General features: G+C 71.3%; 13 protein-coding genes and 3 pseudogenes. 13 read left to right on the top strand and 3 right to left on the bottom strand.

Features of this window, described 5'->3' with window-relative positions:
• Positions 1 to 29 precede the first annotated feature (29 nt).
• The 4 genes from ACZ7FF_RS37475 (at position 30) to ACZ7FF_RS37460 (ending at position 4075) form a co-directional block, all read left to right on the top strand.
• Positions 30 to 566, top strand: a complete 537-nt coding sequence (locus tag ACZ7FF_RS37475; protein WP_470818250.1) for a 2'-5' RNA ligase family protein — start codon at positions 30 to 32, stop codon at positions 564 to 566.
• 380 nt (positions 567 to 946) lie between these two features.
• Complete coding sequence (locus tag ACZ7FF_RS37470; RefSeq protein WP_470818248.1) at positions 947 to 1468, top strand: hypothetical protein; 522 nt, start codon at positions 947 to 949, stop codon at positions 1466 to 1468.
• A gap of 354 nt (positions 1469 to 1822) precedes the next feature.
• Entirely contained in the window at positions 1823 to 2944 is a 1122-nt protein-coding gene (locus ACZ7FF_RS37465) for an SPFH domain-containing protein (protein ID WP_470818246.1), read from the top strand.
• 48 nt (positions 2945 to 2992) lie between these two features.
• Positions 2993 to 4075 carry a TFIIB-type zinc ribbon-containing protein gene (locus ACZ7FF_RS37460; protein WP_470818244.1) on the top strand — a complete coding sequence of 361 codons (1083 nt, stop codon included), beginning with the start codon at positions 2993 to 2995 and terminating at the stop codon, positions 4073 to 4075.
• A gap of 75 nt (positions 4076 to 4150) precedes the next feature.
• Here ACZ7FF_RS37460 and ACZ7FF_RS37455 read toward each other — a convergent pair whose 3' ends face one another.
• Positions 4151 to 4999: a hypothetical protein gene (locus ACZ7FF_RS37455; protein WP_470818243.1), complete on the bottom strand. Its 849-nt coding sequence runs from the start codon at positions 4997 to 4999 to the stop codon at positions 4151 to 4153.
• Between the two features lie 163 nt (positions 5000 to 5162).
• On the opposite strand from ACZ7FF_RS37455, the gene ACZ7FF_RS37450 reads away from it, so the two are divergent.
• Together ACZ7FF_RS37450 and ACZ7FF_RS37445 are read left to right on the top strand one after the other, a co-directional pair.
• Complete coding sequence (locus ACZ7FF_RS37450) at positions 5163 to 5819, top strand: hypothetical protein (protein WP_470818241.1); 657 nt, start codon at positions 5163 to 5165, stop codon at positions 5817 to 5819.
• A 115-nt stretch (positions 5820 to 5934) separates the two neighbouring features.
• Positions 5935 to 13950, top strand: a complete 8016-nt coding sequence (locus tag ACZ7FF_RS37445; protein ID WP_470818239.1) for an alpha/beta fold hydrolase — start codon at positions 5935 to 5937, stop codon at positions 13948 to 13950.
• Positions 13951 to 14135: 185 nt separating this feature from the next.
• Here ACZ7FF_RS37445 and ACZ7FF_RS37440 read toward each other — a convergent pair.
• Positions 14136 to 14318: pseudogene (locus tag ACZ7FF_RS37440) on the bottom strand (transcriptional regulator); the annotation flags it as partial.
• A gap of 177 nt (positions 14319 to 14495) precedes the next feature.
• On the opposite strand from ACZ7FF_RS37440, the gene ACZ7FF_RS37435 reads away from it, so the two are divergent.
• The 7 genes and pseudogenes from ACZ7FF_RS37435 (at position 14496) to ACZ7FF_RS37405 (ending at position 24220) form a co-directional block, all read left to right on the top strand.
• Positions 14496 to 15503, top strand: coding sequence for an NADP-dependent oxidoreductase (locus ACZ7FF_RS37435; protein WP_470818238.1), 1008 nt, complete (start codon positions 14496 to 14498; stop codon positions 15501 to 15503).
• Positions 15500 to 16291, top strand: coding sequence for an SDR family NAD(P)-dependent oxidoreductase (locus ACZ7FF_RS37430; protein ID WP_470818236.1), 792 nt, complete (start codon positions 15500 to 15502; stop codon positions 16289 to 16291). Before ACZ7FF_RS37435 ends, ACZ7FF_RS37430 begins: the two co-directional genes overlap by 4 nt.
• Positions 16292 to 16610: 319 nt before the next feature.
• Positions 16611 to 16928: pseudogene (locus ACZ7FF_RS37425) on the top strand (hypothetical protein); the annotation flags it as partial.
• Between the two features lie 312 nt (positions 16929 to 17240).
• On the top strand, positions 17241 to 17813 hold the full coding sequence (locus ACZ7FF_RS37420; RefSeq protein ID WP_470818234.1) for a PadR family transcriptional regulator: 573 nt from the start codon (positions 17241 to 17243) through the stop codon (positions 17811 to 17813).
• A 94-nt stretch (positions 17814 to 17907) separates the two neighbouring features.
• The gene (locus ACZ7FF_RS37415; RefSeq protein ID WP_470818232.1) at positions 17908 to 19632 is read left to right on the top strand and encodes an acyl-CoA dehydrogenase family protein; all 1725 of its coding nucleotides are present in this window, start codon (positions 17908 to 17910) and stop codon (positions 19630 to 19632) included.
• A gap of 210 nt (positions 19633 to 19842) precedes the next feature.
• The gene (locus tag ACZ7FF_RS37410) at positions 19843 to 22527 is read left to right on the top strand and encodes a hypothetical protein (RefSeq protein ID WP_470818231.1); all 2685 of its coding nucleotides are present in this window, start codon (positions 19843 to 19845) and stop codon (positions 22525 to 22527) included.
• A gap of 13 nt (positions 22528 to 22540) precedes the next feature.
• Positions 22541 to 24220, top strand: a complete 1680-nt coding sequence (locus ACZ7FF_RS37405; RefSeq protein ID WP_470818230.1) for a hypothetical protein — start codon at positions 22541 to 22543, stop codon at positions 24218 to 24220.
• A 43-nt stretch (positions 24221 to 24263) separates the two neighbouring features.
• On the opposite strand, the pseudogene ACZ7FF_RS37400 reads toward ACZ7FF_RS37405, so the two are convergent.
• Positions 24264 to 24566 (bottom strand): annotated as a pseudogene (locus ACZ7FF_RS37400) (MerR family transcriptional regulator); the annotation flags it as partial.
• Positions 24567 to 24661: the final 95 nt, after the last annotated feature.

Raw genomic sequence — 24661 nt, 5'->3', positions numbered from 1 at the left:
CGGGTCGGGCCCGCTGGTAGACAGATGCGATGGCGGATGACGACGCGCATGGGTTCCAGGAGAGGCAGTCGGGGCTGATCGTGAGGGTCCCGGAGGCGGAGCCTGCTGTGCGGGCGTGGCGTGAGCGGCTTGATCCCTCGGCCCGTGCCGGTGTTCCGGCCCATGTCACCGTGCTCTTCCCGTTTCTCGACGCGAGCCGGATCGACCGGGGTGTCCGCGCCGAGCTGGGCGAGGTGCTGGGCCGGCACCAGTGCTTCGAGGCCCGGTTCGACCACTGCGGCCGGTTCCCCGGAGTGCTGTATCTGGCTCCCGAGCCGGACACTCACTTCAGGCGCCTCACGGAGGCGATCGTGGAGCGGTGGCCGGAGAACCCGCCGTTCGGCGGGCAGTTCGACGACGTCGTGCCGCATCTGACCGTCGCCCAGGGCCAGAATGAGGCTGACGTGGGCAAAATCGAAGCCGACTTGCTGGCTGTTCTTCCCATCGTCGCGCAGATCTCGTCGGTCGACTTGCTGGTCCACGACGGGAGACGGTGGCGGCAGCGGGCCTCCTTCCCCCTGGGGTAGGTACGGTTGCGCTGATCAGTCGGCGCCGGCTCGCCCAGCGGGGTCGGTTGCGGGTGACGTTCGCGATGAGCAGGCGCAGCAGGTGTTCGGCGGCGGCGTCCTGTTCCGGGGTCGTACCCACGGCCTCGCCGACGGCCAGGGGGACGCTACGGGCCCTCTCACGGAGATCCGCACCGGCCTGGGTGAGGCTGATGGCGACGGAGGGTTCGTCGTCGGCGCGCCGCTCACGGTGGATCAGTCCGCCGGATTCCAGACGGTCTCCGTCCGTGAGTTGTGCACCGCGCTCCAGTTGGACAGGTGATGTGGCGGCGCTGCTGTCCCCGGAAGCCCCCACCGAGCGGGTTCAGGACGGACCTTGCTCGGCTCCTAAGCTGCGGCCCATGGAGAACCTGTTCACCCACGAGGCCGGCGTCTTCATCAATTTCCGGGACTACAAGTTCCAGGACTCGGGGGCGCATGGTTACAGGTGGGTCGACATCAAGCATCTGCGGATCCCCGCGGAGGCCGTCGGGGCTCGGGAGCTGCTCGCGGCGCTCATCGGGCACGAACAGTTCCGGGACGACTATGCGGGAGGCGGAGTCCTGCGGGAGGGGCCCAGGCACGGGCCGTACTGGCTGAAGCTGGTCACTCCCGACGTCTACGAAACCGTCAGCCGGGAGAAGAGCGCGCACGTCCTGTGGGGGTGGGCGAACCAGTTCGGGAACGTGCCTGCCGAGTTGGAGGCGGATCTGCGGCAGGACGTGTTCGACCGCCTGTCCGCGGCCGACCACATCTACTACCTGAACGGGCTCGGGGACGAGGCCATCCATGACTGGGGACGTGTGCACGAGTGCTTTCACGAATTCGTGCTCATCGACCGCTCGGCCGGACGGATCACGCTCCTCGTCGCGGCCGACGACTGAATTGGCCGTGTCTCCTGAAAGCCGTCGGGTGGGCAAGCCGGTGGTGATGACGCCCGGGGGCGGCTGGGAGCGGAGCCGTCCGGTGCTCGGGTGCGACGCCGAGTCCGACCAGGTGGTACCGATGGCCGAGCCGCGAGTCCGCTGACTGTCGCCGTCGGCGTACTTCACGGAGAGTGGGGATCCTGGGCTGCAGGACCCGGCGAGCTGGGGAACCGCCCCCGCCCGTAGCCGCGCGGACCGCGATGGGCATACTGTCGACCGATCGCTTGAGCGCCACGCAGTCACCGTCCCGGAACCGGCCGGGGAGCGGCGCTCTCCGGAAGCGCGGGAAGTGGGGGGATTGTCGTGGGGCTGATGGACCGCATCCGCGGTGAGTTCATCGACATCATCGAGTGGACCGACGACGGCCGGGACACCATCGTGTGGCGCTTTCCGCGCTACGAGAACGAGATCAAGATGGGCGCCCAGCTCGTGGTGCGCGAGTCACAGGTGGCGGTCTTCGTCAACGAGGGCCGGCTGGCCGACGTCTACCAGCCGGGCACGTACACCCTCTCGACGCAGAACATGCCGATCCTGTCGACGCTGAAGGGCTGGAAGTACGGCTTCGAGTCGCCGTTCAAGGCCGAGGTCTACTTCGTCACGACCCGGCAGTTCACGGACTTCAAGTGGGGCACCCAGAACCCGGTGATCCTGCGGGACGCCGACTTCGGCATGGTCCGCGTCCGCGGCTTCGGCACCTTCGCCGCCAAGGTGGTGGACGCGGCCGCGCTGCTGCGTGAACTGGTCGGCACCGACCCGCAGTTCCGCACCGAGGAGGTCGCCGAGCATCTGCGGCAGCTGATCGTCTCCAAGCTGGGCTCCGCGCTGGGCTCCTCGGGCGTCCCCCTGCTGGACCTCGCCGCCCAGCAGGACGGCATCGGGCAGCAGCTGGCGAAGGCACTGACGCTGGAGCTCGCCTCCACCGGCATCGCCATCCCCCGCTTCTACATCGAGAACATCAGCGTCCCGCCGGAGGTCGAGGCGGCGATCGACACCCGCTCCCGGATGGCGATCACCGGCAACCTGGACGACTACGCCAAGCTCCAGGCCGCCGACGCCATCCCGATCGCCGCCGCCAACACGGGCACCGGCGGGGAGGCGCTCGGACTGGGCGTGGGCATGGCGCTGGGCCAGCGCATCGTGCAGAGCACGTCCGGCGCGGCCCCGGCGGCGCAGGCCCCGGCGCAGCCGGCTCCCGCAGCCGCGGACGTTCCGCCGCCGCTGCCCACCGCGCCGCGCTGGTTCATCGCCGTCGGCGGACAGCAGCAGGGCCCGTACGACGAGAGCGCGCTGGCCGGACAGGTGGCGGCCGGCAATCTGGGCCGTACCACGCTGGTCTGGCGCAGCGGGCAGGCCGCGTGGCTGCCCGCGGACCAGGTTCCGGAGCTGGCGCGGCTGCTCGCCGACGTCCCGCCGCCGCTGCCCCCGCAGGGCTGATGTCCGCCATCCGGAGCCTTCCGGCAACAGGTCACAAGGAGAAGTGAGTTGACGGATCAGGACGTCGCGTCGGCGCCCGACCGGGCGTTCCAGTGCGAGGCGTGCGGCGGGGTCAGCGAGTACGCGCCTGGGACGTACGCGCTGCGCTGCCCGTACTGCAAACACGAGCAGGGCATCACGCCGGTACCGCGGCAGGTGACCGAGCACCCGATCGAGGAGCTGGCCTCGCTGCCCCGCCGGGCGTCCGCGCCGGACCGGGTGAAGGTGTACACCTGCCCCGGCTGCCACGCGGTCACCGAGAGTGACACGCTCAGCGAGAAGTGCCAGTTCTGCGCAACCCCGTTGGTCTCGGACGCCTCCGGCACCGAGCGCGTGGTACCCGAGGCGGTGCTGTCCTTCGGGGTGGGCCGCGAGCAGGCCCGTGACGCGCTGGCGAAGTGGACCAAGTCCCGCTGGTTCGCGCCCAACGAACTGAAGAAGGTCACCGAGGCGGAGACCTTCCGGGGCAGCTACCTGCCGCACTGGACGTACGACGCGCAGACCACCACCGACTACACCGGCGAACGCGGCGAGCACTACTGGGTGGAGGAGACGGACTCCGAGGGCAACACCCGGCGGGTGCAGCACACCCGTTGGTACCACGCCTCCGGGACGGTCGACCGGTTCTTCGACGACGTCCTGGTGCCCGGCAGCAGCCAGGTGCCGGTGGAGGAACTGGACAAGCTGACTCCCTGGCCGTTGGAGGAGACGGTTCCCTACCAGGAGGAGTACCTGGCGGGCTTCCGTACCGTCCGGTACGACGTCGAGCCGGAGGCCGGCCTGGAGTCGGCGAAGGCGCGGATGGCACCCGTGATCCGCGCCGACTGCCAGCGGGACATCGGCGGCGACGAGCAGCGGGTGCACTCGCTGTCCACCTCCTACAGCGACCTCACCTACAAGTTGGTGCTGCTGCCCGTCTGGTTCCTGACCTACCTCCACGCCGGCAAGGCGTGGCCGGTGATGGTCAACGCCCGCACCGGCGAGGTCATCGGCGAGCGGCCGTACAGCGCGCTGAAGATCACCCTGGCATCGGTGGGCGGCGCGCTGCTGATCGCCCTGGTGGTGCTGCTCGTGGTGATGCAGCGCCACTGAGGAGCCAGGCAGACGAGAGCAGCACGGGCACCGGAGCCGTCGGCGCTTTCGCCGTCGACGAGTCGCGGTGCCCGCTCACGCCGTCCACACCCGGACCGCGTCGCCGGCGATCTCCACGAACTGCCCGGCGCCCGGGTGGTGATGCGCGGGGAAGAAGTCCGGAACCACGCCCACGAGTTTTCCCCTGGAGGGATCCCACGCGGACGGGCTCGTGGTGCCGACGTCCCCGGTGCCCTCGGCGTCCCCGCCGCTGCACAGGAGGGTGCCGTCGCTGAGGAAACATCCCGACGGGCCCTCGAACGCGATGAGTTCAACGGCAGTCGACAGGCGCCACAGGTCGCCTTGGGCGGTCCGGGTCGTGTCGAAGATCCGCGCGCCTGGACGCATGACCCCCTCGTCGTCGCCGAGGCCCTCGACGGCGACCCTCGTCGAGTCGATCCACGTCATGGGGCGGTCCCAGTAGTACTCCCGGCCACAGACCTCGACCCGGCTCGGGCCGTCCTCCGACTCCCACACCGAGCCGCCCAGCCACCGGGCGAGATCCCACACGATGGGGAACCCGACAGGACGCCACTGCCAGCCGTCATCCAGGATCCGCCTGCCGTCCGGGCTCACGTGGAGGGCACCGTGAAAACAGTCGAGAAAGTGCTCCGGACTTGCCCCTTCGTCGGCAGGCGTGGCATGTGATCGGGCCGTGAGCCGTGTCCCGGTCCGCGCATCGGACACGTCCAGCCGGTTCCAGGCCGTGCGATGAACCACGACGTCACGCCCGCCGCTGCGCGCGAACGCCACCGAGAACGGCACCGTCTCCTCGTGGTCCCCCTGGTTGTCCAGGGCGAGCGTGGTGGTCGCCGCCGGTTCATGGATTCCGGTCGCCATGTCCCACCGGCCGATCCCGCCGTCCGAGCCCAGCGTCAGCCGCACCGGCGGTGAGTCACCGCCTGGGGGACCCACTCGCCGTAGGGAGTGTCAGTGGGCAGTGCGATGCTGACGCCAACAACTCCGCTCACGGTGATCAATGGGGGGCCGATGCCTGGAGAACGATCAGGGTCCGACCTGTCCGCGGTCAGCTTCGACTCTGCTTGGTGTGGCACCGACCTGGGTCGACACCGGCCCCTGTCGCCATACGTATGAGTACTACCCCTACGAGAGCCTGCCGCCCCTCGACTCCACCGAGTTCACAGGCGCCTTTCACTGGCTCGGTGGTACCGGCGAACCTGTCCCTGAACAGGTCACGGCGCTCGATCGCCTGGCGGAGAACCTCGCGGCCAAGGGCTTGACACTGCCTCAGGACTTCGTGACCTTCCAGGCCGACGCGGAACTGCACTACTCACTGGACGAGGTCTCGGTGACCGGCTGCTGGACCGACATCTCAGAGCCCCTGCCCAGTCCGGTCGAGCCCGGTGCCTTCCTCGTGCGGTTCCTGCGAGATCAACAGGACTGCGTCATGTGGTACCTCTACCTCCGCCCTTCGGGTGCGGTGTCCGTCGTGTACTCCCACCTCGACTACGAGTACGCGTACGAGGCACGACGCGATGGGGAGGAGACGGAGACCGATCTCGACGATCGGGAAGAGCAGCGGGCCGCGATCCTCTGGTGCGCACCCTCGTTCGAGGAGTTCGGCTATCGGTTCTGGATCGAGAACCGCCTCTGGCGTGCCCTGCACGGCAATGACCTGTCCGGAATCGAGCCCCGAGAGCGCGACTACTTGGGCCACTACGTACAGCCCGGGATACCCGCATGACCGGCCTCCCGGGGGAAGCCGATCGCGCCGGCGCTCAGTAACGGCGCCGGCCGAAGCCCCTGCGGTTGCCTGACGTACTGTCGTAGGCGACCGGTGTGTGATCAAAGGGGTGGGGATGCCTGATTTCCAGGCCGAGTTGGTGCGTGCGTTGCCCGGCACCCTGCGGCGGCACTCGGCCAGGCTGGGCGACAAGATCGCCTACCGTGATGCGGGTCGCGCGGTCACTTATCGGGCGCTGGAACAGCGTACGGGGCGGTTGGCCGGGCATCTCGCACGGCTCGGGGTGCGGCGCGGGGACCGCGTGGCCGTCCATCTCGGCAATCGGGTCGAGGTGGTGGAGGCATGCCTCGGTGTGCTCAGGGCCGCGGCCATCGGCGTGATGCTCAACACCGGTGCCTCCGAGGCGGAGTTGGGACACTTCCTCGATGACAGCGGCGCGACGGTCGTCATCACGGAGCGGGAGCTGTTGCCGCTGGTCCTTCCGCTGGCGTCCGCCCGGGCCGGGACCCTGGTGGTGGTCGTCGGCCAGGACGGTGTGCCGCACGACGCGCTCGACTTCGAGGATCTGGCCGGCACGGATCCGGGTCTTGCCCCGCGCGATGATCTCGGCCTCGACGATCCCGCCTGGATCCTGTACACCTCGGGAACCACCGGGGAGAGCAAGGGCGTCGTCTCCACACAGCGTTCCGCCCTCTGGTCGGTGGCGGCGGCCTATGTGCCGGCGTACGGGCTGGGGGAGCGGGACCGGCTGCTGTGGCCCCTGCCGATGTTCCACTGCTACGCCCACTCGCTGTGCCTGCTCGGAGTGGTCTCGGTCGGTGCCAGTGCGTATCTGCTGGAGCGGGGCGGCAACGTTGCCGAGGCGCTCAACGTCGAGCCGTTCACCATGGTGGCGGGTGTGCCCGCGACCTACCGTCTGCTGCTGGACTCGCTGCGGCGTACGCCGGGTGCCGTGCCCTCCTCCCTGCGGGTGTGCGTCACGGCGGGCGCACCCTGTCCTCCCGAGCTGAAGGCCGAGGTCGGCGCCGTCCTCGCCGCCCCGCTGCTCGACGGCTACGGCTCCACGGAGACCTGCGGCAAGATCGCCGTCGACCGGCTCGACGGGCCCCGCGAGGAGGACTCCAGCGGCCCTCCGATCGAGGGGCTCACCGTCCGGCTGTCGGACCCGCACACCGGTGCCGAGGTCGCCGACGGGGACGAGGGGGAGATCTGGGTCCGCGGGCCCGGCCTGATGAGCGGCTACCACAACCGTCCCGACGCCACGGCCGAGGTGTTCACCGACGGCTGGTACCGCACCGGGGACCTCGGCCGGCGCCTGCCGCGCGGCTCGCTCCGCGTGACCGGCCGGGTCAAGGAGCTGATCATCCGGGGCGGTCAGAACGTCAACCCGTCCGAGGTGGAGCAGGCGTTGCTCGTCTGCCCCGGCATCACGGACGCGGCCGTGGTCGGCAGGGCGCACGACGTCCTGGGCGAGGTGCCGGTCGCCCTGGTCGTCCCCGGACCCGACGGCGTCGACACTGCGCGGGCCCTCGAAATCTGCCGGGAGCGGCTGTCCGGGTTCAAGGTGCCGGACGAGATCTACGAGACCGGGTCCCTACCCCGCACCCCTTCCGGAAAGATCATCCGGGCGGTGCTCGCGGAACAGCTGGCGCAGCGACTCGCGGCGGACCGGCATACCGCCTCGGCCGGGCTCCGCGCGCGGCTGTCGGCGGTGCCCGACGCCGTCCTCGACCTGGTGCTCGAGCAGACGGCACGGACGGCCGGCCTGCCCGTGCAGGACCTCGATCCCGACGAACCGTTCGCAGCCCTCGGGCTCAGCTCGCTCGGCGGAGTGCTGCTGCGCGACCGGCTGGGCACCGCGGCAGGACTCGATCTCCCCGCGACGCTCGTGTTCGACCACCCCACACCCGCCGCCGTCGCGCGGCTCGTGCACGACTCGCTGCGCGGCGGACACCGGACGCGGATCAGGGGCACGTCGAGCGCCGAAGCGGGCCCGGAGTCCGGGGAGCCGATCGCCGTCGTCTCCATGGCCTGCAGATATCCGGGCGGCGTGGAGTCCCCGGAGGATCTGTGGCGGTTGCTCGCGGACGGCATCGACGCGACCTCCGACTTCCCCGCGGACCGCGGCTGGGACGAGGCCGCGCTGTACGACCCCGATCCCGACCGTCCCGGCACCTCGGTCACCCGCCGGGGCGGCTTCCTGCACCGGGCCGCCGAATTCGACGCCGCGTTCTTCGGCATGTCGCCCCGTGAGGCACTGGCCACCGATCCGCAGCAGCGGCTGCTGCTGGAGACCGGCTGGGAGCTCGTGGAGCGGGCGGACATGGACCCGTCGGGGCTGCGCGACAGCGACACCGGCGTGTTCGTCGGTGTCATGCACAGCGACTACGCGGGCCGTCTGCTGCACCAGGCGGGACACGAACTGGAGGCCCGCCTCGCCCTCGGATCGGCGGGCAGCGTGGCCTCCGGCCGCATCGCGTACACCCTGGGTCTGCGCGGACCGGCCGTGACCGTGGACACAGCATGCTCGTCGTCCTTGGTGGCGATCCATTCGGCCGCGCGGGCCCTGCGCAACGGCGAGTGTTCGCTGGCCCTTGCCGGCGGGGTGACCGTCATGGCCACTCCCGCGCCGTTCCTGGCGTTCAGCCGGCTGCGCGGGCTAGCCCCGGACGGCCGGTGCAAGGCGTTCTCCGCGGCTGCGGACGGCACCGCCTGGGGCGAGGGCGTCGGCCTGGTGCTGTTGGAACGGCTGTCCGACGCACGACGCCACGGACATCCCGTGCTGGCCGTGCTGCGCGGCTCGGCCGTCAACTCCGACGGCGCCTCCAACGGTCTGACCGCGCCCAACGGCCCGGCGCAGCAACGGGTGATCCGAGCGGCACTCGCCGACGCGGGGCTGTCGCCGGCCGATGTCGACGCCGTCGAGGCGCACGGCACCGGAACCGCGCTGGGCGACCCGATCGAGGCGCAGGCGCTGCTGGCCGCATACGGTGCGGACCGGACCGCCGAACACCCGCTGTGGTTGGGCTCGTTGAAGTCCAACCTTGGCCACACCCAGGCCGCGGCCGGAGTCGGCGGCGTCATCAAGACGGTCCTGGCGATGCGGCACGGCATCCTCCCGCGCACCCTGCACGCAGACGAGCCGTCGCCCCGCGTGGACTGGTCGTCGGGCACCGTACGCCTGCTGACCGGGCCGGAGGAGTGGCGGCCACCGGACGGGCGTCCCCGCCGGGCCGCCGTGTCGGCGTTCGGGATCGGCGGCACCAACGCGCACGTGATCCTGGAGGAGCCGGGAACGGCGCGCGCCGACCTCCCGACGACCCGTGGCCGGACCGCCACACCCCCGCTGCTGCTCTCCGGCGCGAGTCCGGCCGCCCTGCGGGCCCAGGCCGCACGGACCGCGGCCGCCCTGCGTGAGCGCCCGGAACTCGACCCGCTGCACGTGGCGTTCACCCACGCCACCGCCCGGGCCACGCTCGCCCACCGGGCCGCGCTCGCCGCCGACGACCGCGCGAGCCTGCTGAGCGCCCTGGACACCCTGGCCGAGTCGGCCGAACCCCACGCCACGGCCCCCACCGGCCGGCTCGCCGTGCTGTTCACCGGCCAGGGCGCCCAACACACAGGCATGGGACGCGAGTTGTACGAGGCCTTTCCGGTCTTCGCCGCCGCCTTCGACGCCGTGTGCGAGCGCTTCGACGCCCAACTGGAGCGTCCGCTGCGCCCGGTCCTCTGGGAACCGGACGCGGGCCGGCTGCTGGATCGTACGGACTTCGCCCAGGCCGCTCTGTTCGTCTACGAAGTGGCCATGTTCCGGTTGCTGGAGTCCTGGGGCGTGCGACCGGACTTCCTGTCCGGACACTCCGTGGGCGAACTGGCCGCGGCCCATGCCGCAGGGATCCTCTCCGAAGAGGACGCCGTGCGTCTGGTCGCCGCCCGGGGACGGCTGATGCGGGAGTTGCCCGAGGGCGGGGCGATGGTGGCGCTGGAGGCCACCGAGGCGGAGGTGGCGGGGCGCCTGGCCGACGGGGTCGCGATCGCGGCCGTGAACGGACCGCGCGCGGTCGTCGTCTCCGGCTTCGAGGAGCCGGCCCTCACGCTCGCGGCCGGGTTCGCCGCCTGCGGGCGCCGTACCACCCGACTGCGGGTCAGCCACGCCTTCCACTCGGCGCTGATGGAACCGATGCTCGCCGAATTCGGGCGTGTCGCGGGCCAGTTGACGTATCACACACCTCGTGTCCCGGTGCTCTCCGGCCTGACCGGACGACCCGCGACCACCGACGAACTGTGCTCCGCCCACTACTGGGTACGGCACGCTCGGGAAGCCGTGCGCTTCGGGGACAGCGTGCGGTGGCTGGCGGACCAGGGCCGGGTGACGGCTTTCGCCGAGATCGGCCCGGACGCACAGCTCACTGCCCAGACGCTGACGAACCTCGCCGACTCGGGCGGTGGCCCCCTGTGCACGGCCGTCGCCCGGCGCGCCGCCACCGGAACCGAGGCGCAGACGCTGTTCGCCGCGCTGGGCCGGCTGCACGTCCACGGTCTTCCGGTGGACTGGCGACGGGTGTACGCGGACAGCGGCGCCCGCCACGTCCCCCTGCCGACATACCCCTTCCAGCGGCAGCGCTACTGGCTGCCCGGTCCCACCACCGGCGCCGCCGCAGCTCCCGGCCACCCGGTGCTCACCCAGGCGGCAACCGTGCCGGGCACCGATCGCCTGCTGTGCGGTGGGCTGCTGTCCACCTCGGGCCAGCCCTGGCTGCGTGACCACGTCGTCGCCGGACACACCCTCCTGCCCGGCGCCGCGTTCGCGGACCTGGTGCTGCAGGCGGGCGAAGCGTGCGGCCTCGACGTACTGGAAGAGCTCGTCCACCTGGCGCCGCTACCGTTGACCGCAGCCGACCAGGACCGGATCCAGGTCCAGGTGGTCGTGGGTGAACCGAACGGCACCGGTCGCCGCACCGCCGACGTGTACAGCCGGCCCGAGGACGCCGGCGTGCTGGGCGCCTGGACCCACCACGCGACCGGGCGGCTCGGCCCCGCCACCGACACCCCGGACCGGGCGACGCCCACGCCGGGCACATGGCCGCCGTCGGACGCCGCGCCCGTGGACATCACCGGCACCTACGAGGAACTGGCAGCCGCCGGTCACGCATACGGGCCGGCCTTCCGGGGCGTCAGGGCCCTGTGGCGGCGCGGCGAGGAACTGTTCGCCGAGATCGGCCCGGTGGCGGCCGCGGAGGCCCGGTGCCACGCCGTCCATCCGGCGCTGCTCGACGCGGCCCTGCACGCCAGGCTGCTCGCCGATCCGCCCGCCGGCCAGGCCCGAATGCCGTTCGCATGGCGGGGGATGACGTTGTACGCGAGCGGGGCCACGCAGCTGCGGGCGCGGATCAGGACGACAGGCCCCGACACGGTCGGCATGGACCTCACGACCCCCTCCGGCGCGCCGGTTGCCGTTCTGGAGTCGCTGACCACGCGCCCGGCCCCGCAGGTGGCAGCCGCGCCGGTCAGGGACCTGTACCGGCTGCGCTGGACGGACCTGGCGGTCCCGGCGCAGGCAAGCCATCTGTCGGTCGCGGACCCGGACGACCTGGGCCTGGCCGCTGTGCTCTCATCGCGGGGCGTGGCGGACGCGGGGGCCGTGGCCCGGGCAGAGGGCGAACCGGAAGCCGTCGTGGCCTCCCTCTCGGTCACCACGACGGGCGCCGACCCCGCCGCCGCCTCGCACGCGCTCGCGCTGCGGGCCCTGCAGCTGGCGCGGACACGACTCGCCGGTTCCGGACGGCTGGTCGTGGTGACACGCGGGGCCGCCGCCGCCGAGGCGCCGGAGCTGCCCGCGGCCACGGCCTGGGGGCTGCTGCGGGCCGCACAGGCGGAGTATCCCGGGCGCCTCACGCTCGTGGACGTGGACGGCACGCCCGAATCCCTGCGGCTCGTGCCTGCTGCCGTGGCCACGGGCGAGCCGCAACTGGCCATCAGGGAAGGCCGTTTCGGCGTCCCACGGCTGACGGCGGCCGACCGTGCAGGGAACCCGGCCACGGCCGGGGCTTCCTTCGGCGGAGGCACCGTCCTGGTCACCGGTGGCACCGGGTCCCTGGGCGCGCTGCTCGCCCGGCACCTGGTCGACCGGCACGGGGTGCGGCGTCTGCTGCTGGTCAGCAGGCGCGGGCCGCAGGCACCCGGTGCCCGGGCCCTGCGGACCGAACTGGAGCGGGCGGGCGCACAGGCGGACCTGGTGGCGTGCGACGTCGCGGACCGATCCCAACTCGAAGCACTGGTGGCGAAGTTCGGTCCAGATCTCACCGCCGTGGTGCACACGGCCGGAGTCCTGGACGACGGCGTACTGGAGTCGCTGACCCCCGAACGCATGGCCACCGTTCTGAGGCCGAAGGCCGACGCAGCCTGGCATCTCCACGAGCTGACGAAGGACCTGCCCCTGACACACTTCGTCCTGTTCTCCTCGGCCGCCGGTCTGCTGGGCAACCCCGGCCAGGCCAACTACGCCGCGGCGAACTCCTTCCTGGACGCGCTCGCCGGGCACCGCGCCGCGCTCGGCCTGCCCGCCCTGTCGCTGCTCTGGGGGCCGTGGGCCGACACGGACGGCATGGCGGCCCGTACGGGCCGGATCCACGGGGGCGCGGTGCGCCCGGTCTCGCCTGAACAGGCCCTGGCGCTCTTCGACGCCGCGTTGGCCGGCACCGAGCCGGTGCTGGCGCCGCTGCCCCTGGACCGCACGCCCGGAGCACTGGCCGCCGGAACACCCCTGCCCCCGCCGCTGCGCGGGCTGCTGCGTCCGGCCCGGCCGAGCGCCTCGTCCGGTCCGTCCGGGGACGACACCCCGGACGGCACCGAAGGCGCCTGGCGTGACCGGCTGGCCGCCCTTCCCGTCACCGAACGGGTGACGGCGCTTCAGGATTTGATCCGCGCCGAGGTCGCCGCGGTGCTCGGACACACCGACGCGAGCGCCGTCGGCCGCGGTTTTCCCGAACTGGGCTTCGACTCGCTGATGAGCGTGCTGCTGCGCAACCGGCTGAGCCTGCTGACCGGGGTGCCGCTGGCGGCCACCGTCGTGTACGACAGGCCGAGCGTGGAGGAGCTCGCCGCACATGTGTACGCGGAGTTGAGCGATTCCATGCCCGAAGGGGCGCCGGACGGACGGGACACGGACGTGCCCGCCGCAAAGCAGGCCGCCGAAGGGTCGGCCTCCTCACCGCTCAGCGCCTCTTCGACAGCGACCACGGCAAGGCCGGCCTCCCCCCGGCTCCCGAGCCCGTCCTCCTCGCCCGACCGGCGCGCCGTCCACACCCTGCCGGCCCTCTACCGCAAGGTCTGCGAGACCGGCGACGTGGTCTCGGCCATGCACCTGCTGGTGACCGCGTCCCTCGGCGCGCCCTCCTTCGGCAGCGACGACGCCGGCCGGCACGAGCTGCCGCCGCTGCGCCCGGCGACCGGCGCGGGCGGTCCGGCGCTCGTCTGCGTTCCAGGCTTCGCACCTGGTCTGGGCCGGTCCTGGCACGAGGGGCTCGCCGCCTGTTTCGACGGCGAACGGGACGTCTTCGAACTGCGGCACCCCGGCGTCGACGACGGGGACGCCGTGGCGAGTGACCTGGCGACGCTGGCCGGGCTGCACGCGGCCACGATCCGGCGTCACGTCGGCGACCGCCCGTACGTCGTCGTGGGTCACTCCATGGGCGGTACGGCGGCACACGCGGTCACCGAACGGCTGGCGGCCGACGGCGATCCACCGGCCGGACTCGTTCTGGTGGACACGTACCACATCACACCGGACCGGGAGGCCGAACCCTGGCTGCTGTCGCTGCCCGCGCGGATGCCTCTGGCCATGGGCGAGCGGTTCGACGGCGCGGTGGACGACCTGACGATGCTGTCGGTGGGCGCGTACACCCGGATGTTCCGTTCCTGGCAGCCACAACCGACGGGCGTGCCCACCCTGTTCGTACGGGCCACACAACCGGTGCCTGGCATGCCGGAGCGGTGGCGGTCGGTCTGGCCGGGCGCCCACGACTCGGCGGACGTCCCCGGCAGCCACCTGAGCATGCTCGAAGAAGACGCGCACACGACGGCCGCGGCGGTACGCGACTGGATCGGAGCACTCGGCACGACGACGGACTGATGCCGGCCGCTACACACGTGGGCGTGCTCCTGCTTCGTCAATTCAACCTGGGCACCAGCCTCTTGAACGTGTCGAACGATATCGAGAGCCTGCCGGTAGGCGTGCTCTGGCGGGGCTGCGAACCCGCTGAGCAGGCCCGCCGCCGCGCCCTTGAGCATCAATGCGGAGTGCGGACAGACCACGCAGTAGTGCGGCAGGCCTTTGATCGCGGTGGTGCGGAAGGGCTGCCCGTGGGCGTCGATGCGCATGGTGCCGGTGCGTCCTTCCGAGGACCGGTCGAGTTCGAGGTACCAGCGGCGGTCGCAGCCGTCGGTGGTGGCCTTGACCAGCAGCTCTTCCGGATCCCGGGCGCAGAACCGGTAGGGCATGGCCTCGTACCTCACCCGGATCACCGTCCCCGTCGACGGAGGCCTTCTGCCCACTCTTGACGGCCTGCCGGATGGCGCATCCGAACACCCGCGTGACCGGCCTGTGTGGAACGTCACACCCGCGGACGTACCTACTGGTCGGTATGGTCGCGGGAGCCGCGAACGACAGGAGGCGCGATGTCCGCGACCAACCGGCAGATCCGTCTGGCCGCCCGCCCCGTGGGCGAAGTGAAACCCGAAGACTGGCAGCACAGTTGCGAGCCCCTCGAGGAACCGGGCCCGGGCCGGTTCGTGGGCCGGACACGCGTCATCTCCCTCGACCCCGCCATGCGCGGCTGGCTGGACGACCGGCCCTCCTACCTGCCGCCGGTGGGCATCGGGGAAGTGATGCGAGCCGGATCGGTCGTCGAGGTCACCGCATCCGACCACCCCGGCTTCCAGCCGGGTGATCACGTGGTCGGCACGTTCGGCGTTCAGGAATATGTGGTCTCCGACGGCCGGGGCGCGATGAAGATCGACACTTCGCTGGCGCCGCCCTCGACGTACCTGGGAGCGCTGGGCATGCCCGGTATGACCGCGTACTTCGGTCTGCTGGACGTCGGGGCGCTGAAGGACGGCGAGACGGTCGTGGTGTCCGGGGCCGCCGGCGCGGTCGGCAGCATCGCGGGCCAGATCGCGAAGGCCAAGGGCTGCCGGGTCGTCGGCATCGCCGGAGGGCCGGAGAAGTGCGCGCTGCTCACCGGTGAACTCGGGTTCGACGCGGCGATCGACTACCGGGCCGACGACGTGAGGAAGGCACTGCGCGAGCACGCCCCCGACGGTATCGACGTCTACTTCGACAACGTCGGCGGGGACATCCTCGACGCCGCGCTGACCCGGCTGGCGATGCACGCGCGCGTCGTGGTCTGCGGTGCGATCAGTCAGTACAACAACGCCACGCCGGTCAAGGGCCCCTCGAACTACCTCTCGCTGCTGGTGCGCCGTGCCCGGATGGAGGGCTTCGTCGTCTTCGACTACGCCAAGCGCTACGCGGAGGCGGCGCAGGAGATCGGCGCCTGGATCGGCGCCGGCCGCATCAAGGTGAAGGAACATGTGGTGAGGGGCACGGTGGACGACTTCCCCGAGACCTTGCAGATGCTCTTCCGCGGCGAGAACGTCGGCAAGCTCGTGCTGGAGCTGGCGTGACCACCGCCTTGCCGCGCGAGGAACGGACAGACACGGCCGCACTCCGGGGAAAGGTGGCGATCGTCACCGGTGGCGCCGGGGGGCTGGGCCGGGCCACGGCTGTGGCACTCGCGGCGGCGGGGGCGCGTGTGGTCGTCGCGGACCTCGACGCGCGGGGCGGCCGGGAAGTGGCCGACATGGTCGGCGGTCACTTCCGTGCCTGCGACGTCTCCGACCTCGACGCCAACCGAGCGTTGGTGGAGTTCACCCAGGAAACGTACGGCGGAGTCGACATCGCGCTGCTCAACGCGGGCGTGGCGACGGGATGCGGCGTCGGCGAGGACTTCGACCCCGCGCGCTACCGCCGGGCGATGGGGGCCAACCTCGACGGCGTGGTCTTCGGCACCCACGCGGTGCTGCCCGCGCTGCGGGCCCGCGGCGGAGGATCGATCGTGGCGACCGCGTCCCTCGCGGGCCTGGCGGCCGTGCCGCTCGATCCGCTGTACGGGGCCAACAAGCACGCGGTCGTGGGGCTCGCACGCTCCCTGGGGCCGGCTCTGGCGTCGGAGAACGTGCGCTTCAACGCGGTCTGCCCGGGGTTCGCCGAATCGCGGATCATCGACCCGCTGCGCGACATGCTCTCCGAGCAGGGTCTGCCGGTCATCCCGGCCGCGACCGTCGCCGACACCGTGCTGCGGATCCTCACCGGTGACGGCACCGGCGAGTGCTGGTTCGTCCAGGCCGGCCGCGAACCGGAGCCGTTCCGCTTCCGCAACGTTCCCGGGCCGGGCAGACCCGTCGGCGTCTGAGACGTCACCGGGGTGGGTCTCGAAAACGATCGGGCCCACCCCCACGGGCGTGCGGAACCGACTCGAAGGCGCCGAGGGCATTGTCCTCGGCGCTACGGGCGCTGCGCAGACACCGACGTCGTAGCGCCTACCTCTGTGCCGCAGACCCCCGAACACCCGCCGTTCCGAGATCGTCGCCAACCACCCAAGTCATGACTCGACCCACTACGCTGCTGTGCGTGCTTTGCGCAATGGGCGCGAACGGTTCCCGTCGCCCAGGCGGTCGGGCGGTGAGGGGCGAAGGACGGACTATTACGACCTCGGCACGTACAGCCGCCCCGTGACGACCTCCTCGTCCGAGGCACAACTCTGGTTCGACCGCGGACTCGTATGGACGTACGCCTTCAACCACGAGGAAGCCGTATCCTGCTTCGAAGCCGCCGCGGCGGCCGATCCCGGCTGCGCCATGGCGTACTGGGGCATCGCGTACGCACTCGGCCCCCACTACAACAAGCCGTGGGAGTTCTTCGACGAGCAGGACCTCGGACGCACCGTCGAACGCGCCCACGCCGCCGTGGAACTCGCCCACGAGAAGGCGGGAGCCGGCGCCACGGCCGTCGAACGCGCACTGGTCGGCGCGTTGCGGGCCCGCTATCCGCTGCACGGGCTGCACGAGTGTCTGGTCCGGCTGGGCAAGGCGGGGGCAGCTGAAGATCGCCGTCGCGATGGCGGACGTGCCGGTCGAGGCCTCCTGCTTCTGCCGGCTCGGCACGCTCTCGGACACCGCCGGCGGAGACGGCTGCTGCACGACGGAACGTTGAGCCGCCAGGGGAGTCATGGGCCGGCAGGGAACTCGTGCCGGCCGCGTCCCGGGGCCCGATGGCCGAGGCTGTCCGGGTCGGGGTGAGCCGCGTCGCATCTGGGCGGGCGAGGCTTGCTATGCAACGAGTTGCATATAAAGATCGACGTCATGGCGCTCGAACACGCGATCCTGGTGTCGCTTCTGGAGAAGCCGGGGTCCGGCTATGAGCTGGCCCGGCGCTTCGAGCGGTCCATCGGCTACTTCTGGACCGCGACCCACCAGCAGATCTATCGCGTGCTCAAGCGCATGGAGACCGACGGCTGGATCGACGCCCGGGACGTCCCGCAGCAGGGCCGGCCGGACAAGAGGGAGTACAGCGTCGCCGACCTCGGCCGGGCCGCGCTGTCGTCCTGGCTGCACGATCCGATCGAACCGGAGAGTGTCCGCCACGACCTGGCCGTCAAGATCCGGGGCGCCGCCTTCGACGACCCGGCCGCTCTGATCCGCGAGGTGGAGCGGCACCGGCAGGCGCACCGGGACCGGCTGGCGCACTATCTGGCCGGAGAGGCACGGGACTTCACGGGACCGGAGGCGTCCGCGGCCCGTCCGGCGACACCGCTCGACGCGGAGCGGGAGCTCCAGCACGTCGTACTGCGCGGCGGCATCGCATACGAGCGGATGATGATCGACTGGCTCGACGACGTCCTCGCCACGCTGGCCCGGTTCGGTCCGGGCCGCTGATCGCCGCCGCACCCTCAGCAGGTCCCCCGACCCTGCGGTCCAGCCGTCAGAGTCCCCATTCCCACCCGTCCACCAGCCGAAAGGCGTCCTCACCATGGCTGACCAGCTCTTGTTCAACCCGCGCACCTACGATCCCGCGCACTTCGATCCCGAGACGCGCCGCTTGCTGCGTGCCACCGTCGACTGGTTCGAGGAGCGCGGGAAGCGGCGCCTGACCGAGGACTACCGGACGCGCGCGTGGCTCGGCGACTTCCTCGCCTTCGCGGCGAAGGAGAGCCTGTTCGCCACCTTCCTCACGCCGTCTTCCGCGGCGGGGGAGGGGGAGGCGGACAAGCGGTGGGACACCGCCCGGATCGCCGCGCTCAACGAGATCCTCGGTTTCTACGGCCTGGACTACTGGTACGCCTGGCAGGTCACGATCCTCGGCCTCGGCCCGGTCTGGCAGAGCGACAACTCCGCCGCCCGCTCCCGCGCCGCGGAACTCCTCGCCCAGGGAGAGGTGTTCGCCTTCGGCCTGTCCGAGAAGGCCCACGGCGCCGACATCTACTCCACCGACATGCTCCTGGAGCCCGACGGTGACGGAGGCTTCCGCGCCACCGGCTCCAAGTACTACATAGGCAACGGCAACGCCGCCGGCCTCGTCTCCGTCTTCGGCCGCCGTACCGACGTCGAGGGCCCCGACGGCTATGTGTTCTTCGCCGCCGACAGCCGTCACCCGTCGTACCACCTGGTCAAGAACGTCGTCGACTCCTCGAAGTTCGTCAGCGAGTTCCGCCTGGAGGACTATCCCGTAACGGCCGACGACGTTCTGCACACCGGCCGTGCCGCTTTCGACGCCGCCCTCAACACCGTCAACGTCGGCAAGTTCAACCTGTGCACCGCCTCGATCGGCATCTGCGAACACGCGATGTACGAGGCCGTCACCCACGCCCACAACCGCCTCCTCTACGGCCGCCCCGTCACCGCCTTCCCGCACGTGCGGCGGGAGCTGACCGACGCGTACGTCAGGCTCGTCGGCATGAAGCTGTTCAGCGACCGCGCCGTCGACTACTTCCGCTCCGCCGGGCCGGACGACCGCCGTTACCTGCTCTTCAACCCGATGACGAAGATGAAGGTGACCACCGAGGGCGAGAAGGTCATCGACCTGATGTGGGACGTGATCGCCGCCAAGGGCTTCGAGAAGGACAACTACTTCGGCCAGGCGGCCGTGGAGATCCGCGGTCTGCCGAAGCTGGAGGGCACGGTCCACGTCAACCTGGCGCTGATCCTGAAGTTCATGCGCAGCCACCTCCTCGACCCGGCCGAGTATCCCGCCGTGCCGACCCGACTCGACGCGGCCGACGACGACTTCCTGTTCCGGCAGGGACCGGCCCGCGGCCTCGGCTCGGTGCGCTTCCACGACTGGCGACCCGCCTTCGACGCGTTCGCGCACCTGCCCAACGTGGCCCGCCTGCGCGAACAGGCCGACGCGCTCTGCGCGTTCGTCGCCACGGCCGCCCCCGACGCGGAGCAGAGCCGCGACCTCGACCTCGTCCTCGCGGTCGGTCAGCTCTTCGCCCTCGTCGTGCACGGTCAGCTCGTCCTGGAGCAGGCCGCCCTGACCGGACTCGACCAGGACGTGCTCGACGAACTCTTCGCCGTCCTCGTACGGGACTTCTCCGCGCACGCCGTCGAACTGCACGGCAAGGACTCGGCGACGGAGCAGCAGCAGGACTGGGCGCTGGATTCGATCCGGCGGCCGGTCGTCGACGAGGCGCGAACGGAGCGGGTCTGGCAGCGGGTCGAGGCGTTGTCCGGAGCGTACGAGATGGCTCCGTAGACACGGCCCTGCGCACCACACCGGTGGCCGGGCCGCGCGGGCCCGGCCACCGTGCCGCAGGCATCTGCCAGACTCGCGGCCTTCCCGTCCTGAACCGCCCGTGCCGAGAAATCAACCTGTTCAGGTGGTTTCGGCATATGCCCGTGGTTTAGTGCGGCTTTGGCTGTCACCCTTGGAGCAACGGGATTTCTCTCCGGTTCGGGGGCCGACATGACACTCACGGTTGTCTTCACAGGGACGAAGCCCATCACCGCACCCGGCCTGGGACAGGGGTACGCCGTCTGGTCGTACACCGTCCAGCCGGGCACCCCGCTGGAACTGCCTCTGGGCGAACGCCTCGCGCTGGCCCTGCCCTCGGAACTCGACCTCAAGGACCCCCGGCTGTTCCCCGGCGTCCCGGAGCTGGCGGACATGTTCCTGCAGGCGGACGCGGACGCCAGCCGCCAGTACGCGGGTCGCGTCATCGCCCAACCCGGCCCGCAGAACGTGGCGTTCGTCGGCCCCGACGTACGGGGCACCTGCGAGGCGATGCTCGTCCGGCGCTCGGCCGCCGCCAGCTCCTGGACAGCCCTGACCTTCGCCGTCGGCCCGTCGCCGGCCGTCCCGGCCAACATCGTCCAGACCATCACCGCACCTCCGCCCGGCACCGGCCCGCCGGTGACCAACGGCCGCCCCGTGACGGACTTCGCCGGCACACTGCCGTACGCCACCGAGCTGTTCGGGGTGTACCAGCCGCTGGCCGGCTGGCTCGGCCGTAGCAGCGCCCAGGTCCGGCCGGTGCTGGACGCCGCGCCCGGGGAACTGCTCCCGTCCGCCGCCGGGTTGCTCTCACCGGTCGGGCTGGTGAATCTGTTCCGGGAGTACTTCTTCGAGTTCGACACCTTCCTGGGCGCTCCGGCCGGGCACATCTGGATCAGCCCCGGCGGCACGGTCGAGGTCGTCGAGAGCAGCACCCGGCGGACCCTGGTGGAGCGGACCGCCGAGCAGTCGCAGGAGGAGTCCCGCAAGGTGGAGGAGAGCCTCACCCAGCAGGACGACGTGGCCGACGCCGTCAAGGAGGAGAACGCCAACGACACCAAACTCGGTGTCACCGCAAGCGGCGGCGGCAGCCTGGGGGTGTACCACGCCGAGGCCAGCGCCAGCTTCAGTACGCAGAGCACGCGCAAGACCTCGGCGGAGACCACGCACAAGCGCTCCCGCACCCAGACCTCCAAGGTCACCAGCGAGATCAAGCGGAACTTCAAGACCACCTTCAAGACGGTGACCGAGACCACCGACACCACCAGCCGTCGCTACGTCGTGCAGAACACCACCAGCCAGCTGGTCAACTACGAACTGCGCCGCAAGATGCGCAAGGTCGGGGTCCAGCTTCAGCACATCGGCACCCGGCTGAGCTGGCAGGTGTTCCTGGAGGACCCGGGTCGTGAGCTGGGGCTGGGCGATCTCGTCCACGTCATCCCGCCGCCGGACCTGACCTCGGTCCAGAAGCCGGACGTCGTCCCCTACCCGGCGGCGCGGCAGGAGACGTACCACCTGTCGGTTCCCTTCGTCCTCTACCAAGGCGCCGACCACGACGCGAACGACACCTACCAGACCTCCGACGAGAACCAGGACCACGGCATCTTCCGGCCGGACGTCGGCGCCAACGACATCGTCCAGTTCAGATTCGACTACCCGCTGCCGCCGCCCCCCGACGGCTTCCGGCTGAGCCGCATCGGCGCCCTGGACTTCCACGGCGCGCAGGTCCGCTACCTCACCGACTCGCCCGACCTGGGCACCAACCCCGACCCCGTGGCCAACAAGCTCGCCCTGCGCCTGACGTACGCGAACTGGGGCGGCCAGCACTCCATGCCCTTCGACGCGGTCATGGTCTACGAGCCGACCGCTGAGGCCAAGGCCGCCATCGACCAGGTCAACGCCCAGGCCCAGGCCGCCTACCAGAACCAGCTGACCGCGCTGCGCCGGCAGGCCTACGGCGACGCCGTACGTGAGCGGCTCAAGCTGGCCGCCGGAATCGGACCGCGCCCTTCGGACGACCTGCGCGCCGAGGAGCGGCAGACGGTGTACGGCAAGCTGGTGCGCCGGCTGGAGCTGACCAGTGACGCCCACCTGGACTCCGAGCTGATCCGGCAGATCTTCGACGTGGACGAGATGCTCTACTTCGCCGTGCCGGAGTACTGGCGCCCGCTGCCCACGGGCACCGACCCCGACACCGCGACCACCCCCGGCGAGTCCTCCCTGGGGCGCTATCCCGTACCTCCGGCGCCCGATCCCTCGGCGGCCACCGACCCGGCGCACCCGCTCGCGGGCCAGACCGTCGCGAGCTGGTACAGCAACACCGACACCGACAACGCCTGGGACGCCCGGCACCACTCCACGCCCGAGTGGCGGGTCGACTACCTGATCACCGAGGACACCCGGCCCGCGCCGATGGGCAGTTCGCTGGGCTGGCTGATCCAGCTGGACGGCGACGAACGCCGCAACGAGTTCCTCAACGCCGCCTGGGCCAAGGCGGTGCTGCCGGTCCGGCCGGGCCATGAACTCGACGCCCTGGCCTGGCTCGCCCAGGCCCAGGTCGAGGGCGAGACGGGACTGGACCAGCCGTACCCCTTCCAGCCGGGAGACCCACCCGAGTACCAGGGCAGGACGCTCGGCCAGGTCCTGACCCTGCTGGCCGAGGAACTGCAGGCGAGCAACAGCGACATCGCCAACACCCTCGCGACCGAGACGGTCTTCGAGCACGGCTTCGACCCGCTCGACGGCGGCTTCCGGCCCGCCCTGCTGCCCTACCAGATCTTCGACCAGTGGACCGAGGTCCTGCCCACCGACCAGATCGTCGCCGTACAGGTCCAGTACGACCCCCGGACCGGCCGGCAACTTCCCGCGCAGGCGTAGGGCGGCCCGGCGCATGGGCTGGCAGATCGTCGTCAAGGGCCGGGACGTGCTCGGCGCTCCGGTGAACGTCACCTCGGTGAAAGCCGCCTTCACCCCGGACGAGAAGGCGCCGCAACTGCCGCCGCCGCACTTCGAGATGCTCAGGGGGTGGGTCGTCGACGCGGACGTCACGACACCTCGGGACGGCATCCCGACCGACGGGGGCGGCTTCGGCCGGATCGAACTGACGCTCACCGCCACCGGCTTCGCCCCGGTGTCGGTGAGCCTGGCACCGCAGACCTACCCCGACCCGTGGCAGTGGAACAACGGCGCGTGCACGGCCGTCTCCGGCCTGAGCATCGTCGACCTGACCGCCACCTTCATCCGGATCAGCGGCGCTCCGCCCGCCACCGTCTCAGACGGCGAACTGCTCAACGCCGCCCGGAACCGCAGGACCCGCGCCGTCACAGGTGTCCGCCCACGCGGCTGGCTGGGCGACCTGCCACCCCGTGGCGAACCCCAGCCGCGACGACGGGCGCTCACCGGCGTCCAGCACATCCGCCTCCCGGAGCCACACCTGCTCGGGGGCCCCCGGGGCCGGGCCTTCGACCGGTTCCGCGCAGTCCTCAAAGACGTCGACCCGGGGACCTCGGGGCGCTTCCTGTGGGTGGAGTGGGGAGATCCCGATGCCCGCGCCTTCGCCGAGCGCCGCCGCTTCCTGGCCGCCGTCTGGGCACCCTTTCCCCGGCTCGCGGGGAAGGGCCTGCCGGACGAGACCGACTTCGTCCTCTGGTTCGCGCCGACCACGGCCAAAGCGCCCTTCACCGACGCCGACTACCCCTACGGCGTGTTGATCGACGCCACCGACCTCCCGTTTCAGCCGTACGCCGACCTGGCCTACCGTCATCTCTTCCGCCAGCACTACCTGGCAGCCCAGCTCCTGGCCGCGGGCAGGCAGGCCGTCCTGGTCATGCCGATCGCGGCCGGCGGCGACCTCGGCCCGTTCGCATCCACCAGCGGCTGGCGGCGCTTCCTGCTGGAGCTGTCCACGCACCTCTCGACCACGCAGGTCTTCCCCCAGGACATGCCCGTCAAGCCGCCCCGGCCGCCCCGCGTCGGCCGTATCGTGATCGCCGCCTTCAGCAGCGGCGGCATCGTCGCCACCACGCTCCTGACCCACGGGACGAAACTGCCCGACAAGTACCCCGCGCCCACCTGGGGCGCCGGTCCCGGGGCCGACACGGACTTCCACGCCCGTTTCGCCGAGTTCTGGGACCTGGACACCTCCCTCACCGGCCTCCCGAAAGGAGCGTTCGACAAGCGCCGCGGCACCGAGGCGGCCTGGCTCGCCGACGGCGGCGGCCGCAGGCGGCTGCGCTTCTACCACTCGGTGACCACCATCGGCGGCTGGCTTCCCGACCCCCCGACCGAGGCCGAACCGGGCTTCCGCAAGCTGCTCGAATCCGGCGGACGCGTCGGCTCCAGGGTCGTGACGCCGACCGGCGACTGGGCCGAGCAGTGGGAGGACGGCCCCCGCAACTGGACGATCGTGCTCTTCTCCGACAACAACTCCACCGCCACCGCCACCACCGGCTACCTCGGCGGCCCCGACGGCATCGAACCCCCCTCCGCCGCCGGCCACGAGGTCATACCGCAGCTCGCCTTCGGCCACGCCGCCGCCCTGAGCACGCTGTCCGCACCCGGCTCTCCCTGAGCACGGGGCCAGGCGCCTTCTCAACGGGGGTGGCGTTCGGCCGTCAGGTGCCCCGGGCCGTGCGGATCACCTCGTCCAAGGTCTCCCGGGAGCGCACCAGATCGGCGATCATCCGGTCGATCCGGTCGCGTTCGGCGGTGAGGTCCCGCACCAGACGCGGAGTGGCGATCGTGGAGGGCCCGCCGTCCTGGTCGCGCATGCAGGGCAGCAACCGGCGGATCCTCTCGCTGTGCAGCCCCGCCGCGTACAGCTCCTGGATCCGGATGACCCGGTCGACGGCCGTCTCCGGGAAGTCCCGGTGCCCGCCGGGGGTGCGACCACTGGCCAGCAGCCCCTGGGCCTCGTACTAGGGTCCGTCTTCAAACGGATCTTGCCCAGAGCAGGAACGACGCGAGAGTGACCGCTGCTTCGTAGGAGGTGGCGGTCTTTTCGTATCGGGTG

Source organism: Streptomyces sp. NPDC037126, from assembly GCF_055605965.1.
The sequence above is the reverse complement of the archived record's forward strand: the minus strand, read 5'-3'. Positions and strand labels throughout refer to the sequence as shown.

Coding starts and splice junctions, on each gene's coding strand:
- ACZ7FF_RS37470 (WP_470818248.1), top strand. CDS start 947: ATGGAGAACCTGTTCACCCACGAGGCCGGCGTCTTCATCAATTTCCGG.
- ACZ7FF_RS37465 (WP_470818246.1), top strand. CDS start 1,823: ATGGACCGCATCCGCGGTGAGTTCATCGACATCATCGAGTGGACCGAC.
- ACZ7FF_RS37475 (WP_470818250.1), top strand. CDS start 30: ATGGCGGATGACGACGCGCATGGGTTCCAGGAGAGGCAGTCGGGGCTG.
- ACZ7FF_RS37410 (WP_470818231.1), top strand. CDS start 19,843: ATGACACTCACGGTTGTCTTCACAGGGACGAAGCCCATCACCGCACCC.
- ACZ7FF_RS37420 (WP_470818234.1), top strand. CDS start 17,241: ATGGCGCTCGAACACGCGATCCTGGTGTCGCTTCTGGAGAAGCCGGGG.
- ACZ7FF_RS37445 (WP_470818239.1), top strand. CDS start 5,935: ATGCCTGATTTCCAGGCCGAGTTGGTGCGTGCGTTGCCCGGCACCCTG.
- ACZ7FF_RS37415 (WP_470818232.1), top strand. CDS start 17,908: ATGGCTGACCAGCTCTTGTTCAACCCGCGCACCTACGATCCCGCGCAC.
- ACZ7FF_RS37405 (WP_470818230.1), top strand. CDS start 22,541: ATGGGCTGGCAGATCGTCGTCAAGGGCCGGGACGTGCTCGGCGCTCCG.
- ACZ7FF_RS37435 (WP_470818238.1), top strand. CDS start 14,496: ATGTCCGCGACCAACCGGCAGATCCGTCTGGCCGCCCGCCCCGTGGGC.